At 42.0% G+C, this 16,834-nt stretch carries 15 protein-coding genes; 7 read left to right on the top strand and 8 right to left on the bottom strand.

Going from position 1 to position 16,834, the window contains the following annotated elements:
* Positions 1-89 precede the first annotated feature (89 nt).
* From N518_RS0106305 to N518_RS0106275, 7 genes are all read right to left on the bottom strand, one after another.
* The gene (locus tag N518_RS0106305; protein ID WP_005404364.1) at positions 90-536 is read right to left on the bottom strand and encodes a bacteriohemerythrin; all 447 of its coding nucleotides are present in this window, start codon (positions 534-536) and stop codon (positions 90-92) included.
* 284 nt (positions 537-820) lie between these two features.
* On the bottom strand, positions 821-1,669 hold the full coding sequence (locus tag N518_RS0106300; protein WP_005027485.1) for a class II glutamine amidotransferase: 849 nt from the start codon (positions 1,667-1,669) through the stop codon (positions 821-823).
* A 143-nt stretch (positions 1,670-1,812) separates the two neighbouring features.
* On the bottom strand, positions 1,813-2,733 hold the full coding sequence (argB, locus tag N518_RS0106295) for an acetylglutamate kinase (RefSeq protein WP_005018923.1): 921 nt from the start codon (positions 2,731-2,733) through the stop codon (positions 1,813-1,815).
* Between the two features lie 10 nt (positions 2,734-2,743).
* A complete protein-coding gene (locus tag N518_RS0106290; RefSeq protein WP_005027487.1) occupies positions 2,744-4,168 on the bottom strand; it encodes a phosphomannomutase/phosphoglucomutase in 1,425 nt (474 codons plus the stop codon).
* Positions 4,169-4,387: 219 nt separating this feature from the next.
* Entirely contained in the window at positions 4,388-4,840 is a 453-nt protein-coding gene (dut, locus tag N518_RS0106285) for a dUTP diphosphatase (protein WP_005027489.1), read from the bottom strand.
* A 39-nt stretch (positions 4,841-4,879) separates the two neighbouring features.
* Positions 4,880-6,919 carry a UvrD-helicase domain-containing protein gene (locus N518_RS0106280; protein ID WP_005018919.1) on the bottom strand — a complete coding sequence of 680 codons (2,040 nt, stop codon included), beginning with the start codon at positions 6,917-6,919 and terminating at the stop codon, positions 4,880-4,882.
* Between the two features lie 125 nt (positions 6,920-7,044).
* Positions 7,045-7,674, bottom strand: coding sequence for an OmpA family protein (locus N518_RS0106275; protein ID WP_005018918.1), 630 nt, complete (start codon positions 7,672-7,674; stop codon positions 7,045-7,047).
* Between the two features lie 240 nt (positions 7,675-7,914).
* On the opposite strand from N518_RS0106275, the gene N518_RS0106270 reads away from it, so the two are divergent.
* The 6 genes from N518_RS0106270 to N518_RS0106245 all read left to right on the top strand — a co-directional run bounded on the left by N518_RS0106270 (position 7,915) and on the right by N518_RS0106245 (position 12,300).
* A complete protein-coding gene (locus N518_RS0106270; protein ID WP_005018916.1) occupies positions 7,915-8,829 on the top strand; it encodes an acyltransferase in 915 nt (304 codons plus the stop codon).
* A gap of 35 nt (positions 8,830-8,864) precedes the next feature.
* Positions 8,865-9,914 (top strand): hypothetical protein, encoded by a 1,050-nt coding sequence (locus N518_RS0106265; RefSeq protein WP_005018915.1) that lies wholly within the window; start codon positions 8,865-8,867, stop codon positions 9,912-9,914.
* A gap of 120 nt (positions 9,915-10,034) precedes the next feature.
* Positions 10,035-10,736: a septum site-determining protein MinC gene (minC, locus tag N518_RS0106260; protein ID WP_005027492.1), complete on the top strand. Its 702-nt coding sequence runs from the start codon at positions 10,035-10,037 to the stop codon at positions 10,734-10,736.
* A gap of 60 nt (positions 10,737-10,796) precedes the next feature.
* The gene (gene minD, locus N518_RS0106255; protein WP_005018911.1) at positions 10,797-11,609 is read left to right on the top strand and encodes a septum site-determining protein MinD; all 813 of its coding nucleotides are present in this window, start codon (positions 10,797-10,799) and stop codon (positions 11,607-11,609) included.
* Between the two features lie 2 nt (positions 11,610-11,611).
* Positions 11,612-11,884, top strand: a complete 273-nt coding sequence (minE, locus tag N518_RS0106250; RefSeq protein ID WP_005018909.1) for a cell division topological specificity factor MinE — start codon at positions 11,612-11,614, stop codon at positions 11,882-11,884.
* Between the two features lie 128 nt (positions 11,885-12,012).
* On the top strand, positions 12,013-12,300 hold the full coding sequence (locus N518_RS0106245) for a PA4642 family protein (protein ID WP_005027494.1): 288 nt from the start codon (positions 12,013-12,015) through the stop codon (positions 12,298-12,300).
* 64 nt (positions 12,301-12,364) lie between these two features.
* Here N518_RS0106245 and N518_RS0106240 read toward each other — a convergent pair whose 3' ends face one another.
* The gene (locus N518_RS0106240) at positions 12,365-15,496 is read right to left on the bottom strand and encodes a DNA translocase FtsK (protein WP_005027496.1); all 3,132 of its coding nucleotides are present in this window, start codon (positions 15,494-15,496) and stop codon (positions 12,365-12,367) included.
* A 251-nt stretch (positions 15,497-15,747) separates the two neighbouring features.
* Between N518_RS0106240 and trxB the strand changes: the two genes are divergently transcribed.
* A complete protein-coding gene (gene trxB, locus N518_RS0106235; RefSeq protein WP_005018904.1) occupies positions 15,748-16,707 on the top strand; it encodes a thioredoxin-disulfide reductase in 960 nt (319 codons plus the stop codon).
* Positions 16,708-16,834: the final 127 nt, after the last annotated feature.

Raw genomic sequence — 16,834 nt, 5'->3', positions numbered from 1 at the left:
TCAAATAAAAAATGCAAACCACCCCGAAAGATGATTTGCAGCGCTAATTTTTTATTTACTTATTCCTTGTTATTCTTATGTCAGTTTTCTTATGAAAAGAAACGAGCAAACCAATTTTTTCCCTTTTTCTTTTCTTTCTCTTTCAGGATGCCCATCATATTTTCTTTTACAGCGCCAACATAATCAGCATCATCATGCTGAATATGGTTAATTAACCATTTTGAAAGGATTTCATGTAACTCATGTTCAATAGACGCCCCTTGTTCAAACTGTTGACGGTAAAGTTCAATCTTTTTAATAAACAGATCGTGTACACGTTTATGAGGTACACGATATTTATAACCGGCTTCTTCTTGCAAGCTCTCTTCAAAAGTAAAATGTGACTGGGTGTAATCAATAATATCATCAAGAATCTGTTTCGTATGATGACGATCTGTATTCTGGTCAATCTGGTTAATATAATCCAGAATCCGCTTGTGTTGATCGTCAATTACATCAATACCAGTATTATACTCTGGACTCCATTTCATTTTCATTACGTCCGCCCCAGCTATAATCAATTAAGTACTGAGAGAATCATATCGGTAAAAAAACAAAATAAAAATGAAGTAATTTAGTTGGTTTTAATATAATTTCCATATTTATTATTCAAACTATTATTTTTGATATAAAAAATATTTTAACCAGACCAAAAGAGTAAGTTATTTTTTAACCAATTTATATTATATTTAATTTTTAATACTTTATTAATACAAGCTTTTCTATATTTTATATATTAAGGGCCATATAATAAATCTATTATTTTATAGTAACTTATATTTTAATATTGATCAGCTTTAGTGACTCGCTTTAATTCAGGATTTTTAGCTTCCCGAATGAGTCGTTCAATATGCGTAAAGGCATATTTAATCGGTTTTCCATGCTGAAATAAAATCATTTCCCCTGGTTGATATGCAGTCCAGATCTCATTATGAGTCAAAGGTTCTGTAGTAATAACTGCAACCCGGTCTTCTGGTGTAGTCACATGACTAAAATCGACTTCAACATCTAAATCGATTAATTGTGCAGGCTGAAACGGATATTCACGTACCAGCCAGTGCAGCTTGGTGGTGGCATAGCTAAATAATGCCTGGCCATTTGAAAGGCAATAATTGAACGTACCGTACTCTGCAATTTTAGGTGCAACGTCCTCTAGTACAGCAAAGATCTCTTCTATTGCAGGCTCATTATAGCCAAAATGCTCAACCAGCTGATCAAGCAAATAACAGAATGCATATTCACTGTCAGTATTTCCTACCGGCGTAAAGCGGCCAGTCAATGGAGGATTAAACTCATGCAAGTCACCATTATGGGCAAAAATCCAGTGGCGCCCCCATAATTCACGTATAAATGGATGTGAATTTTCTAAAGTAATTTTACCCTGTGTTGCTTTACGGATATGGGCAATTACATTTCGAGATTTGATAGGATAATTACGGATAAGCTCAGCAATCGGCGATTCTACTGCCGACTGGTTATCTACAAATAGCCGGCAGGCCTTATCTTCAAAAAAAGCGATACCAAAACCGTCTGAATGGTCAGAAGTTACTCCAGCCCGCTGTGAAAAGCCGCGAAAAGAAAACGTTATATCTGTCGGAGTTGCACAATTCATTCCCAAAAGCTGACACATAATCTTTAATCAGGGTCTTAATAAAATCTTGAAGTTATTGTGCATGAGTCATCTTAAACTTGTAAATCTTAATCTTGGTGTATGTCTGTTTTATTTTTTGCAAACAGAAAAAAGTCACCGAAGTGACTTTTTAAACTGTCCAGTTATGACCTGCTTGCACCAAAATGGGCACGGTTAGTAATCAAAGTTCCAACTCCATGATCAGTAAAGACTTCCAGTAGGGTTGCATGAGGTACGCGACCATCAACAATGTGGGCACTAACTACCCCTGCCTTGACTGCATCAAGTGCACAGCCAACTTTAGGAATCATGCCACCATAGATCACGCCTGTTTCAATCAGATGATCAACTTCCTGTGTGGTAAGGCCTGTTAGCAATTTTTTATTTTCATCCAGTACACCGGCAATATTGGTTAACAGTACCAGTTTTTCAGCACCTAGAGCTTCAGCCACCTTCCCTGCAACCAGATCAGCATTGATATTGTAAGTATTACCTTCCTCATCTACACCCAGTGGTGCAATCACCGGAATAAAGTCACTCTGGGTAAACATTTCGATGACATCGGTTTTTACTTCAACGACTTCCCCTACCAGTCCCAGATCAATCTGGTGAATGCTGCCATCTTCTGCCTGTTTTTCCATCAGAAGTTTGCGGGCTTTAAGCAAATTACCGTCTTTGCCGGTCAAACCAATTGCACGGCCACCATGCTGGTTAATCAGATTGACAATAGATTTGTTAACACTGCCACCTAACACCATCTCGACTACTTCCATAGTCGCAGGATCTGTTACACGCATCCCATCTATACGCTCAGACTCGCGGCCTAACTGTTTTAGAAATGAATCGACCTGCGGGCCTCCACCATGTACGACGACCGGGTTTAAACCGACTGTTTTTAACAGAACAATGTCACGGGCAAAGGAGCTTTCCAGTGCCGGATCAGTCATGGCATTACCACCATATTTTACCACCAGCGTTTTACCGGCAAAATGTTGAATATACGGCAACGCTTCGGTCAGAATTTCAGCCTTGTTGATGCCAGCACTAGTTTGCTGATGTGGCATTCACCTCTCCTTATTGAGCATCTAGGATATCTTGTGCAATTTCAGGATATCGTTCACTTAACATTGAAACAAATTTATATCGTATTTTATCCAGCGTCAGGCGGTCGTCCGCATCAAAACGTACGGTAAAGTACTCGCCAGTATTGGAAGCTCGAATAATGCCAAAACCATCTTTAAAATCAAGGCGTATTCCATCAATCTTACTCAGTTGGGCACCAAAACGGTGACTCAGGATTTCGATATCCTCTAATACGGTTTTAGGATTGGTTTGATGTGTACTGATATAAGTATCTTCGGTACAGCAGCGCTCAGGATAGACCGCCAACAGCTCTGATAACTTTTTATCTGGGAAATGTCCCATATATTCAATGACACGTAACGCTGCATATAAACCATCATCATAGCCAAAACCACGACCATCATTAAATACATAGTGGCCAGCGTACTCTCCACCAAAAACAGCATAGCCCCCAGATTGTGATAAATATTTTCTGAGAAAGCTGCTTCCTGTACGGATCATATGCGGATGTCCACCCAAGTTTCGAACCGTATTACGGACCATGCTGGAACATTTAACATCGAATACCACTGCGTGACCGGGATGGTTTTCCAGACACATCTGGCTAAATAAAGAAAGCAGACGATCTGCAGTAATAATATTTGCCTGTTCATCGACCAGTACTACCCGGTCCCCATCACCGTCCAGTGCGATACCAATATGGGCCTGCTGTTCAATCATATTTGCCTGTAACTGTTTTAAATGAACAGCTTGAGATGGGTCCGGGGCATGATCTGGAAAATTACCATCAGGCTTACAGCGCAAAGCGATCACTTCACAGCCGAGTTTCTTCAAAATGGTTTCTGCACACTCTCCTGCTGAACCATTCAACGCATCAAGTACCACCTTGAGCGGTTGTTTTAAGTGAATATCTTTTAAAATTGCCTGCTGGTAAAGGCTACAGAACTCGGCCTTATGCTGATGTGGCAAGGTTAAAATAGAATCAAATATAGGAGGCTGATAATAATTTTCTGCTGTACTTGCGATGGTTTGGATCATATCTGGACACGGCGGTTCACCCTGAATAATCCATTTAATTCCGTTATCGGTTTTTGGATTATGGCTAGCGGTCACCATTATACCGTTTCCACTATAGTTGCGCGCTAAATAGTACATTTGCGGACTGGAACAGCAACCAATTTCAGTAACGCTCAGCCCCTCTTCACCACATACTTGAGTCAGAATTTGTGCATAGAAAGGACTACTTAATCGCGCATCATAACCAATCACCAGTTCAGACTGGCCAGCCTCTTTGAATTGTTTTGCCAAGGCGTGTGCAGTTGCCCGGACCACAGCCGGGGTAAAACAAGCAAGTTTTCCACGGATATCATATGCGCGAAAAATAGCTTTTGGAAAAGGAGAATGATTTAATTCCATACTATATTCTTTTATTCAAGGCGCCTACCTTGGAAATAAAAACTAAAAATTCAGAATAAAAAAGTAGGCGGGTTATTATCAGAATGCATAAGGTATACCTAAAAAAAGAATATTTTTTAATATAGATTCAGTAATGTTTCAACAAGAAATGTTAAGAAATTGTTTTTAAAAGTTTTATTAGCTTATAAACAGACTATTCTCTGTTTATAAGCTGTTATTTTACTTCTGCCCGGTATGGCCAAAACCGCCAGTTCCCCGCTCGGATACAGTAAATTCATTCACTTGTTCAAATTGTGTCTGGACTACAGGAACCAGTACATATTGAGCTAGGCGCTCACCAGGTTCCAGTGTAAAAACTGTCTGACTACGGTTCCAGACAGATACCATAAGCTCGCCCTGATAGTCTGAGTCAATCAGGCCCACCAGATTACCAAGTACAATCCCATGCTTATGACCCAGTCCAGAACGTGGCAAAATTAGACCCGCAAAATTTGGGTCTTCAATATAAATCGCCATTCCAGTTTTAACCAGAATAGTCTCACCAGGTTTAATTTGCACCTCCTCATCCAGACAGGCACGTAAATCCAATCCGGCAGAACCAGAGGTCGCATAAGTTGGCAAAGGCCATTCATTACCCAGACGCGTGTCGAGTACTTTAATTTGAACTTTCATAAGTATTCCTATTTCTATGTCGAGTACAGACCGGCTGACTTAACGTTTCAATAAAGCTTTGAGATTCTGTAAATATTGCTGTGCCTGTTCTTTCGGGTCTACATTAGCAACCAGTTTTTTCTTGCGGCCTAGCCATTCAACTTCATCTTGAGGCAACTCATCCAGAAAGCGGCTTGGCGTCATCTGTTTCATTTGTCCCCCATTCTTGCGCTGCTCTGCCAGAGTTAGAGTTAGAGCCTGACGGGCACGGGTAATACCCACATACATCAGGCGACGCTCTTCCTCAATAGTTTCACTGGCAATCGAATTTTTATGGGGCAATAATTCTTCTTCTAGTCCAATCATGTAAACATACGGAAATTCCAGCCCTTTAGCAGCGTGAAGAGTTAGCAAGTTTACTTTATCAATATCTTCCTCTTCCTGTTGCTGCTCCAGCATATCGAGCAGAACCATTTTACGAATGACACTCTCAATATTTTTATCATCTACATCTTCTGCACGGTTAATCAGACTTTGAATACTACTGTAGAGACTTTCAATATTATCTAACTTGCTCTTTTCCTGAGCAGGTGTAGCTGCCTGTTCCCGGATATAGTCGATATAACCTGCTTCATTCATCATCTGGCGAATTTTAGGAACCGGTTCGTCATCATCCAGCAATTCACGGGTAAAATTTCCAATAAAGTCAGCAAACTCGTGCAACTGTGTTACAGCTTTTTTAGGAATAACCATCGTGAGCCGCTGATCTCCGGCTGCAGATAATAAAGACAGATGGTTATCTTGTGCAAATAGTCCAAGTTTTTCTAAGGTTACCGGTCCAATTGCACGCTTGGGTGTATTAATAATACGCAAGAAGGCACTATCATCTTCTGGATTAATAATAAGGCGCAGATAACTCATGACGTCCTTGATCTCTGCACGGGCAAAGAAAGACTGGCCACCCGACAGTTTATAGGGAATTTGCATCTGGCGAAGCTGGGTTTCTAAAACGCGTGCCTGAAAGTTACCACGGTACAGTACTGCATAATCTTTCCAGCTGCGGGCATTCATCAGTTTATGCGTTAAAATATCCTTTACAACACGTTCTGCCTCATCATCGTCATTACGGCAGGTAATGACCCGGATCACATCGCCGTGGCCTTTATCACTCCAGAGCTGTTTATCAAAGATATGAGGATTATTGGCAATTACCGCATTGGCAGATTTCAGGATACGGCTGGTCGAACGATAATTCTGCTCAAGCTTGATTACTTTTAGGTTAGGAAAATCCTGCTGTAATAATGCCATGTTTTCAGGTTTAGCCCCTCGCCAGGCGTAAATTGACTGGTCATCATCACCTACAGCTGTAAACTGGCCCATCACGCCTACCAGCAGCTTAACCAGAATATACTGTGCGGTGTTGGTATCTTGATATTCATCGACCAACAGATAACGTACCCGATTTTGCCATTTATCACGTACTTCCGCATTTTCCTGCAACAAGCGGGTCGGCATCACAATTAAGTCATCAAAATCAACAGCATTGTAGGCACGAAGGTTGCGCTCATATAACTGGTAGAGATGTGCCATCTGTACATCTTCTGGAGTTTCACAAGTACTATGTGCCTGTTCCGGTAAAATCAGATCATTTTTCCAGTCAGAGATTTTTTTCATTGCCTTCGCAATGAGTTCTTTACTTTCTGCACCCGATAGATTGTCACGATGCATCAGATCCATCAGTATGCGTTTACAATCATCTGCATCTAAAATAGAAAAGTTGTTTTTAAGAGGCGTATTTTTCAGCTCAAGGCGCAACATGTTTAAGCCAAAAGTGTGAAAGGTCGAAACTGAAAGTCCTTTAATTTCCTCACGTGACAACAATTTACCGACACGCTCTTTCATTTCTCGTGCAGCTTTGTTAGTAAAGGTCATTGCTGTAATCCGGTGCGCCGGTATTCGGCACTGCTGGATTAAATAAGCAATTTTACGGGTAATTACCGAAGTTTTACCTGAACCTGCCCCTGCAAGTACTAACAAGGGTCCTTGAGTGTATTTCATAGCTTCAAGTTGCTTGTTATTTAACTGACTTGCCGACGACATAATACTACCTCTCCTGAACCGAGCATGATTATAGACAGGTCTGTTTCAGATGCCTAATGTTAATTGGGTAACAAATAGCCATAAAAAAACCACCCGAAGGTGGTTTTTATACAACTTCAATTAAATTATTGGGTTGCATAAATACTAATTTCTACACGGCGGTTTTGTTCACGGCCTTCAGCAGTTGCATTTGATGCAATCGGGTTAGAAGCACCTAGACCCTGAGCATTAATACGGGTACGTGGAACGCCCTGGCCAGCCAGATAGTTGGCTACAGCCTGAGCACGCGCCTGAGATAGCGGGATATTGATTGAATCATTACCAGTGCTGTCAGTATAACCAGTTACCAAAATGGCACTCTTGTTATCTTCTGTCAGGGTTTGAGCTACTTTATTAAGCGTTGTATAGAAGTTTGGCTTGATCGTAGACTTGTTGGTATCAAATGTAATGTTGCCTGGCATAATCAGACCAACAGAACCATCCGGGTTACGGTTAACTTCTACCCCAGTACCTGCCATTTGTTGACGAAGTTTTTTCTCTTTATTGTCAAGATACACGCCTGTAGCTGCACCGACCACCGCACCAATTGCTGCTGCACGGTTATTCTGTGCACTTGAATTTGCATTTGACTTAGAAATACCATAACCCGCAAGTGCACCCAGACCGGTACCAATTGCTGCTTTATCATATTCCATGTTTTGGCAACCCGAAAGTGCCATTGCCCCTACCACAGTTGAAATCATTAGTGCACGCATTGCATGCCTCCTTGTCCTTGTTGTCTAAAAGGATAATGAAATAAAAAAAATTTTTATAACATTGATTTTTTGTTAAAAAATAATGGATTATTTACATTTTGTAATACTTTTAGATCTTTTTCGGAAGTCATAGCCCATAATTTCTTCATACTCGCTTATTGATGAGTTTTTTTGATGAAATACTTCATTTCATGAATTGCTTCATTTAGGATGACAGGGTTCAGGTAACAGGACCTTTCTATGTCATCCCAAAACAAGAAACAAGCTTTACTAAAAAAAATTACACGTGGACTGACCGTAGGCTCGGTAATTACAGGAAGTACTTTCCTGCACGGACCACCTGTGCTGGCGCTCGGGTTAACAAAGCTGATCAAAAACTCGCGTAAAATTGATGAAACGAATATTGAGATTACGAACCGCTGGTTAGCAGTCAATAACTGGTTAATTGAGCATGTACTTTCTGATTTAAAATGGGATATTACCATTGATGAAAATCTCGATTTAAGCATGCAAGGTCGTTATCTAATGACCTGCAACCATCAGAGCTGGGTAGACACTACAGTGAATCAGTACTTTGGTCTGACCCGTATGCCTCTAACCCGTTTTTTTACCAAATGGGAACTGATCTTTATTCCTTTTGTCGGCCAGGCTTTTAAAATTTTAGGTTTTCCGATGATGAAGCGGCACAGCAAAGAGCAGATCGCAAAGAATCCTGATTTAAAAACCCGTGATTTGGAAGAAGCACGCAAGGCCTGTCAGCAACTGGTAAGTCAGCCTTATACCCTGCTCAATTATCTGGAAGGGACACGTTTTACCCAAGAAAAACATGACCAGCAGAAATCACCTTATAAGCATTTGCTTAAACCTAAGGCTGGTGGACTGGCATTAGCATTGAATATTTTAGAAGATAATATTGATGCGCTGGTGGATATGACTATTGTTTATCCGGATGGTGTCCCAGGCTATGGAGATTTCTGGTTAGGTGACGTAAGCCGGATTGCAGTAAACCTGCGTAAAATTGAAATACCTGCTTGGGTTAAAGGTGGCAATTACGAAGAAGATGAAGAATACCGTAAACGCTTTCAAGCCTGGGTACATCAGATCTGGACTGAAAAAGATCAGTTAATTGAATCCATACAGCAAAAATATGCCTAGTTTTTCTATACTCTGAACAATCATTAAGGACCTGTATGCAAGAAGAGCCCGTCAAAGCGAGAACCAGTTTTATTCCAGTGCGACATGATACGTTAGCCTGGAAATTGTTTCTGGTTTATGACGTATTCATGATGGTACTGATTGTCATTAATCTGGTCTGTTTAAGTGGTAATGCCATTTTAATGAGTGACTTCGGAGAATGGCTGTTTGAGTTTATCCGTGTGCCTGAAGCCCTTCAGTTTTATAAGACTGAATTGCGTCCTTGGGTGATTAAAACAGAAGGCTGGTTTACCAGCTTTCTGGTGGTAGAGCTTCTGGTACGCTGGCTGATTGCCATTATTTATAAACATCACCCACGCTGGTTCTTTTTTCCTTTTATACACTGGTATGAATTACTCGCCATCATTCCACAATTACGTTTTTTAAGATTACTGCGCGCCGGGGTAATTGCTTACCGTTTAAATGAACTGGGTTATCAGGTTATTCCTGAAAGCATTTATAAGCGTGCGCTGTTCTATTATCACGTGGTAATGGAAGAACTTTCCAGTCGTGTAGTCTTAACCATATTAGATGGTGTACATCGTGAACTGGTCACCAGTACTACCCATAAAAAGCTGATCCATGATCTGGTCGATCACCACCGGGACCTTTTTGCGGCAGCTCTGGCTCAGGTATTACAGGAATCATTAGCTCTGGCCTTAAAAGAACATCAGAATCAGCTCTCAAAAGAGGTTGGCCTGATTGTTAACCGGGCCATCGAAGAAACGCCGGAGCTCACCCAACTGCTACGCCTGATACCGATTGTAGGCAGCCGTATTGAACAGCAGATACAGAGTATCGGCCAACGCTTGGGTGAAAATATTACTTATGGTTTAATTGATCCGCTGGTAGATGGAACACTGGATCAGCCAAACTCGACCTATATGCTGATCGCACAAAGAGCCAGCCAGTTAAATATAAATAATCAGGCACTTGAGCAATTGGTTGAATCAGCAGTATTTGAAAGTTTAGAATCCATCCGTAAACAAGTAAAAATTAAACAATGGCAACAGATTCTGGCCGAGAGCAAAGTAGCCAAAGAATAAACATCTCGGTCAAAATATTTGTACTTCGGCTAGAGAATTCATGCATTTTAGTCTAGGATTTGCTCTATTTAATAACATGACTTTGGCAAACTTTAAGTTAAAAGCCTCTAAGGAATAATTATGGCTGATATACGGGTTACAGGCAGAATGGTTAACTTTACCCGGTTAACCTTTGACACCAATGATCATGATGCTATCCGCCAGCAACTGAACACTCTACTCGATGAAAATGCTTATCAGGGTGCCCTGGTTATTCTTGACAGTACAGTCGAGCAGGAACTGATTGCACTGATCCAGCTGCTCGTCAGCCTAGATTTGCAGCCTATGGCTGTAATTGACGGCATCCTAGGTGATCAGGCACGCGCCATTCAGTTCCCGGTACTCGCCTCTGACCGCCCGTTACAGCGCATCAAGCCTACCAAAGAACAGGTAGTTGAAGCGCCAGTATCTCAACAGGCTGAGGCTGAAAAAACAGGCAGTATTCGTTATATTACCTCTTATCACGATGAGATTTTACGTACTGGGCAGTGTCTGGTCCAAGACCATGGCGATATTATTCTAAAAGCCGGAATCAACAGCGGCTCTGAAGTGATTGCTTCAGGAAATATACATATTTATGGCAGTGTTCGTGGTAGAGTCATTGCCGGCGTAGGAGGCAATACCTCTGCAAGAATTTTCTGTCATTCCCTTGAGGCAGAACTGGTATCTATTGCAGGCACATACTGTGTAGCAGACGACATCCCGCAGCATGTCGCCAAAAAACCTGTACATATTTACTTGAATGATGACCAAGAGCTTGAATTTGAAGCCTTGGAATTTTAAGGTATAAATTATCACCAAAAGCCCCATTTAAGGGGATGGACCATAACAGGAGTGGATTCGGTGGCCAAAATTGTTGTCGTAACATCAGGCAAAGGTGGAGTGGGTAAAACTACAACAAGCGCATCTTTTGCAACAGGTTTAGCCCTACGTGGTCACAAAACCGTCGTTATTGATTTTGACGTAGGCTTACGTAACCTGGATTTGATCATGGGTTGTGAACGCCGCGTGGTTTATGACTTTGTCAATGTTTTAAATAATGAAGCCCGTTTACAACAAGCTTTGATCCGTGATAAAGATATTGAAAATCTTTATATTTTACCGGCATCACAGACCCGTGATAAGGATGCATTAACAGATGAGGGTGTTGCCCGAATTATAGATGAGCTCTCACAAGAGTTTGACTATATTATCTGTGATTCACCAGCCGGTATTGAACGTGGTGCTATCTTGGCCATGTATCATGCTGATGAAGCGATTATCGTAACCAACCCTGAAATCTCTTCTGTGCGAGACTCAGATCGCATTATTGGCATGCTGGACAGCAAGACTAAAAAAGTAGAACAAAATGAGGGTCGTGTACGCAAGCATCTGTGTATCACTCGTTTTAATCCAGAACGTGCAGACCGTCAGGAAATGTTATCAATTGATGATATTTCAAAAGATATTTTACGTGTCCCGACTTTAGGGGTGATTCCAGAATGTCCAACTGTACTTCAGGCATCAAACGAAGGTAAACCGGTTATTCTATATACTGAAACCAGTGCCGGACAGGCTTATGATGACCTGGTTGCGCGCTTCCTTGGTGAAGAACGTCCTTATCGTCACATTACTGTGAAACCGAAGGGCTGGTTAGCACGACTATTTGGAGCATAATTATGGCAGGATTCTGGAGTAAGCTTTTTAGTGGTGATGAAAAACCATCAAGTGCTAAAACAGCTAAAGACCGACTGAAAGTCATCGTGGCCTCTGAACAGGGTTTAGGTAGACGTCTAAGCCAAGACAAAATAGACCAGATGAAAAAAGAAATTATGCAGGTGGTCAACCGTTATGTACGCGGTGTAGATGAGCAGCATATTCAGATGTCTGTTCGTTCTGAAGCGAACATCGAAATGCTAGAGATGAATATCAATTTGCCTGAAGAACGTTAATCTCATTACTGATTAGGCAACCGAATTAAATCAAGGCAAAATATGCAGCAGCGCATGGAAAGTATCTCTTTCTCCTGCTGCAAGTATTTTGCTTTTTTAATTTTGTTTTGAATACTGAGGAGATCGTGATGGCATTGTCACAGCCAGCAACATTCAATGAAGAATGGTCAGATGAACGTGTGTTTGGCTATTTGAATCAGCTTCCTCCTGAAGGCATAAATGCTGACTTTCACGTTCTCTATCATGCATTCAAGCATATGCGTCCAAGTGATTATGAACGTTTGCTGAACAGGTTTATTGCTGATGGCCGGGATCTAAATGCTACTAATCCTCAGGGACAACGTATTCATGAAGTGATTGCTGAATTTCCGCGCCAAAGTGCTCCATTTCTAGAAGTTCTAGCTAAGTTTGCTTAAAAACAGCTTTATAACCGAAATAATAAAAAACCTGCTTGAAGCAGGTTTTTTATTTAAAGACCTTTTATACTAAAATTTCACGCTTACCATTTGCACCCATCGCACTTACAATACCATTTTCTTCCATCTGATCAATAATGCGCGCAGCACGGTTGTAACCCAAGCTAAATTTACGCTGGAGAGAAGACGTAGAGGCTTTACGGGTTTCCAGTACAAATGCGACACACTGGTCGTAAAGCATATCCCGGTCGGAACCGCCTTCTCCACCATCCTCGAAACCGCGTGAGCTTGGTTCTTCATCAAACGGTGTCAATATCTCGTCAATGTAATCAGGATCACCACGTTCGCGCCATGCATCACAAATACGGTTAACTTCATCATCAGAAATGAAGGCGCCATGTACACGTTCGGGTTCAATTTTACCTGGCCCCAAGAACAGCATATCACCATGCCCTAACAAGTCCTCTGCCCCACCTGCATCTAAAATAGTACGGGAGTCAATTTTGCTGTTAACACGTAATGCCACACGGGTAGGAATATTGGCTTTAATCAGGCCGGTAATGACATCCACAGAAGGACGCTGAGTTGCAAGCAATAAATGAATACCAGCAGCACGTGATTTTTGCGCGAGACGAGTAATCATTTCTTCTGCTTTTTTACCCACCTGCATAATCATATCTGCAAATTCATCAGCCACAATCACAATCATAGGTAAAGGAGTTAAGCGTGGGGCACGCTCTTGAGTTGCCGAATCACCGGGTTTCCATGTCGGATCAATCAGATCCTCACCGTTCGCAATTGCTTCTTCGACCTTACGGTTATAATCAGTAATCTTACGAATTTTCATAAAGGACATCAGCTTGTAACGACGTTCCATTTCATTAACACACCAGTTTAGTGCACTGACCGCATCTTTCATATCAGTCACTACAGGCGTTAAAAGGTGAGGAATATCATTATAGTTAGCCAGTTCTAATTGCTTCGGATCAATCAGAATTAAACGCAACTGATCGGGGGTATATTTGAGCAGCATGGAAAGAATCATGGCATTTACAGCGACTGACTTACCCGAACCGGTAGTCCCTGCCACCAGCATGTGAGGTGCCTTGGCAAGATCAGTCAAAACCGGATTACCTGAAATATCCTTACCCATAGCCATTGAGATAAGACCATTCGGGTCGCGATATGCTGGTGTTTCCAGTAGCTCGGTTAAACGTACCATTTCACGGCTACTGTTCGGTACTTCGATTCCAATATAAGGTTTGCCTGGTATAACTTCTACTACACGCACCGAAGCCATGGACATTGAGCGAGCCAGGTCACGGGAAATATTGGTTACTTTAGAAGCTTTTACCCCAGGCGCCAGATCCAGTTCAAAACGGGTGACTACCGGCCCTGGCTGAGCCTCAACCACCTTGGCTTTAACATTAAACTCCTGCAACTTGATTTCTAGCAGTTCTGACAGGCGTGCCAACTGCTCAGCAGTAAAGTTTACTTTCTTGTTCGGGTCTACCGGATCTAGAATGTCAACTGGAGGCAAAGTTGATAGATCACGACGCTTGTGTACCACTTGCATGGCACGTGACATCGGCCGCCCGGCCCGGTCAGTTAATGGCGCATCAAGATCAAATTCTTCTTCAATTTCTTGAGGTTTACCAGCCGTTTCATGCCAAGCCTCAATAAAGGCTTCTTTATCTTTGGCAAGAATTTTACGCTCATCTAGATGTTGCTCAATCTCTGTTTCACGCTCTGGTGCATTAAACTGAGTTTTAATCTCTGCTTTTACAAAGGGTGTAGACTGAGCATAACTGCTTGTTGTTCTCACAGGCTGATCTTTAAAGTGATCTTCATCTTCCACCAGAAAATCAACCAGCTCCTCAAGCTCAGCAACATCACTGCCGTTATTCTGCATAGACTGTCTCATCAGTGCAGATTGAACTCCCGTGGCGCTTGCTGCCCCAGAAACACTGGCTGTCACACTGGATACAGTAGCTGATGCGGCAGATGAGCCCTGTCCATTTGATATATTTTTGCTGTTAAAAGGTGTATGTACATCTGTTGCCGTTTTAGTTGGCGGTACAGCAGCTAACAGTTCATCAAAAATCTGGTCATCATTCCAGTCCAATATCTCATCATCATGTGATGTTTGAGGCTGATACGCAGGAGAACGGGATTCAGGCTGTCTTTCTTCCTGAGCCACTACCACTTGTTGCAGATGCTCATGTGGTGTAACCGGTTTGTCATCTTCGGCAGCTTTTAACAGGGCATCAATATCACGGTCATGATTATCATCATGTTGTAAAGCACGCCATACTTCACCGGTTGCGACCACACGCTGGCTGTCCTGCTGTAACTGATGGGCTTTTTCTAAAGTACGTTCAAACTCTGCTTCATCTTCAGGATCAAGTGAAGGCATCTGATGTTGTATCTGCTCTTTTGCCAACATATCGTTAAATAGACGCTCTGCTTGCAGGTCTGCTGCTGAAGGTTGAGAGACTATCTTAGCTGGCTGCTTTATTTCTGAAGCTAAAACCTGCTCTTGTGCAGATTCTCTGGTTCTGATCGCGACCGACTTTTTTATTGGTTGCTGTTCAGTGCGGTCAAAGTCTGATTCACTGGAAGGTACATTACGGTAAAACAGATCTTGCAGGTATGCAGGGGTTGCCTTAAGCGTAACCCAGGTTTTATTCCATTGAATACCAAATGCCAAGGTCAGTAAAATTAGACAAAATACAATCAGAAAGAAAGTAGCACCATAAATTGTTAACACCTGCGCCAGACTACTTCCCAGTTCATAACCGATAATGCCACCAGAGGCATTTTCCAGAGTATCTGCAGGTAAATTCCAGTGTAGATATAAAAGGCTGGACGTGGTCAGGATTAAAAAAAACTGGGCAGCATAACGAAACGGACGGTTCAGGAAACTGCGTGGCCACCAGAGCTGGATAGCTTCAATAAACAGGTAGATGGGAATAAGCAAACTTGCCCATCCTACAAAGCCAAAAAGCAAATCTGCAATCCAGGCACCCGCTACGCCACTGGCATTAGAGACTTGCTGGGTATCACTGGAAATATGCATCCACCCGGGGTCAAACGGTGTATATGTTACTGTTGCCAGAAACAGGTAAATCCCGAATGAAACCAAGAATAATGTCATTAATAAGCGCTGTGCATAAACATTTGACACCGCAGTCATATACTGTCCCGTAACCATTTATCAATTGATGTTCTTATATAGAAGCCGTCAGGCTTTCTTCAAAGAAGAAAACTTTATATTATGCACCGGTTCCCATTAAAATGATGCATCATTATTTATTTGTGTTGTTAACATATTTTATATAGCTCAAACCGATTTCCATCATCAAGATTATCCACATGGATTGAACACAACTTTGCTGATGTTTCACGTATACTTTTAACAATTCTACATAAAAAAGGATAGCTTTAATGAGCATTCGTCACTCACGGTTAATTATTTTGGGTTCGGGCCCTGCCGGTTACAGCGCAGCAGTGTATGCAGCACGTGCAAACCTAAAGCCGACACTCATTGCAGGCATGCAGATGGGTGGCCAGCTTACGACCACTACTGAAGTAGACAACTGGCCAGGTGACCCTGAGGGTCTGACTGGTCCAGCTTTAATGGAACGTATGCATGCTCATGCAGAGCGGTTTGGTACTGAGATGATTTATGACCATATTAATGAAGTGGACTTAAATGTTCGTCCCTTTGTTTTGAAGGGTGATATGGAAGAGTACACCTGTGATGCCCTGATTGTGGCAACAGGCGCAACTGCCCAGTATCTTGGTCTGGAATCCGAAGCCAAATTTATGGGCCAGGGTGTAAGTGCCTGCGCAACCTGTGATGGTTTCTTCTACAAAAACCAGAAAGTTATGGTAGTAGGTGGAGGTAATACTGCGGTTGAAGAAGCATTGTATTTATCAAATATCGCTTCACATGTTACGCTTGTACACCGTCGTGACAAACTGCGTTCAGAAAAGATTTTACAAGATCACTTGTTTGAAAAAGAGAAAGAAGGCAAAATTTCGATTCTCTGGAACCATCAGGTTGAAGAAGTCCTGGGCGACAATACGGGAGTAACCGGTGTAAGACTTAAATCTGTTCAGGATGACACACTACGTGATGTTGATGTTCAAGGTTTATTTGTTGCTATTGGCCACAAACCAAATACCTCAATGTTTGAGGGCCAGCTTGAATTACGTAATGGCTATATTCAGGTACAAAGTGGCACAGCAGGTAATGCGACTGCAACGTCAATCCCAGGCGTATTTGCAGCAGGTGATGTAGCAGATGATGTTTATCGCCAGGCCATTACCTCTGCGGGCTCAGGCTGTATGGCTGCACTTGATGCAGAGAAATACCTGGATGGTTTAACACCAGAAAGTTAACAGAGTTTGGTTATTTTCTTAATAGCCGCCTTAGTGCGGCTATTCTTATTTTCAGTTTTACAGTTGTGCTTGTATGGCTGTATGAAATTACTTACCATAAATTAAAGTGATTTTTTCAGACTGAATC

Origin of the sequence: Acinetobacter sp. UNC436CL71CviS28 (assembly GCF_000620525.1) — a bacterium.
Classification (GTDB): Bacteria; Pseudomonadota; Gammaproteobacteria; order Pseudomonadales; family Moraxellaceae; genus Acinetobacter; species Acinetobacter radioresistens.
The sequence above is the reverse complement of the archived record's forward strand: the minus strand, read 5'-3'. Positions and strand labels throughout refer to the sequence as shown.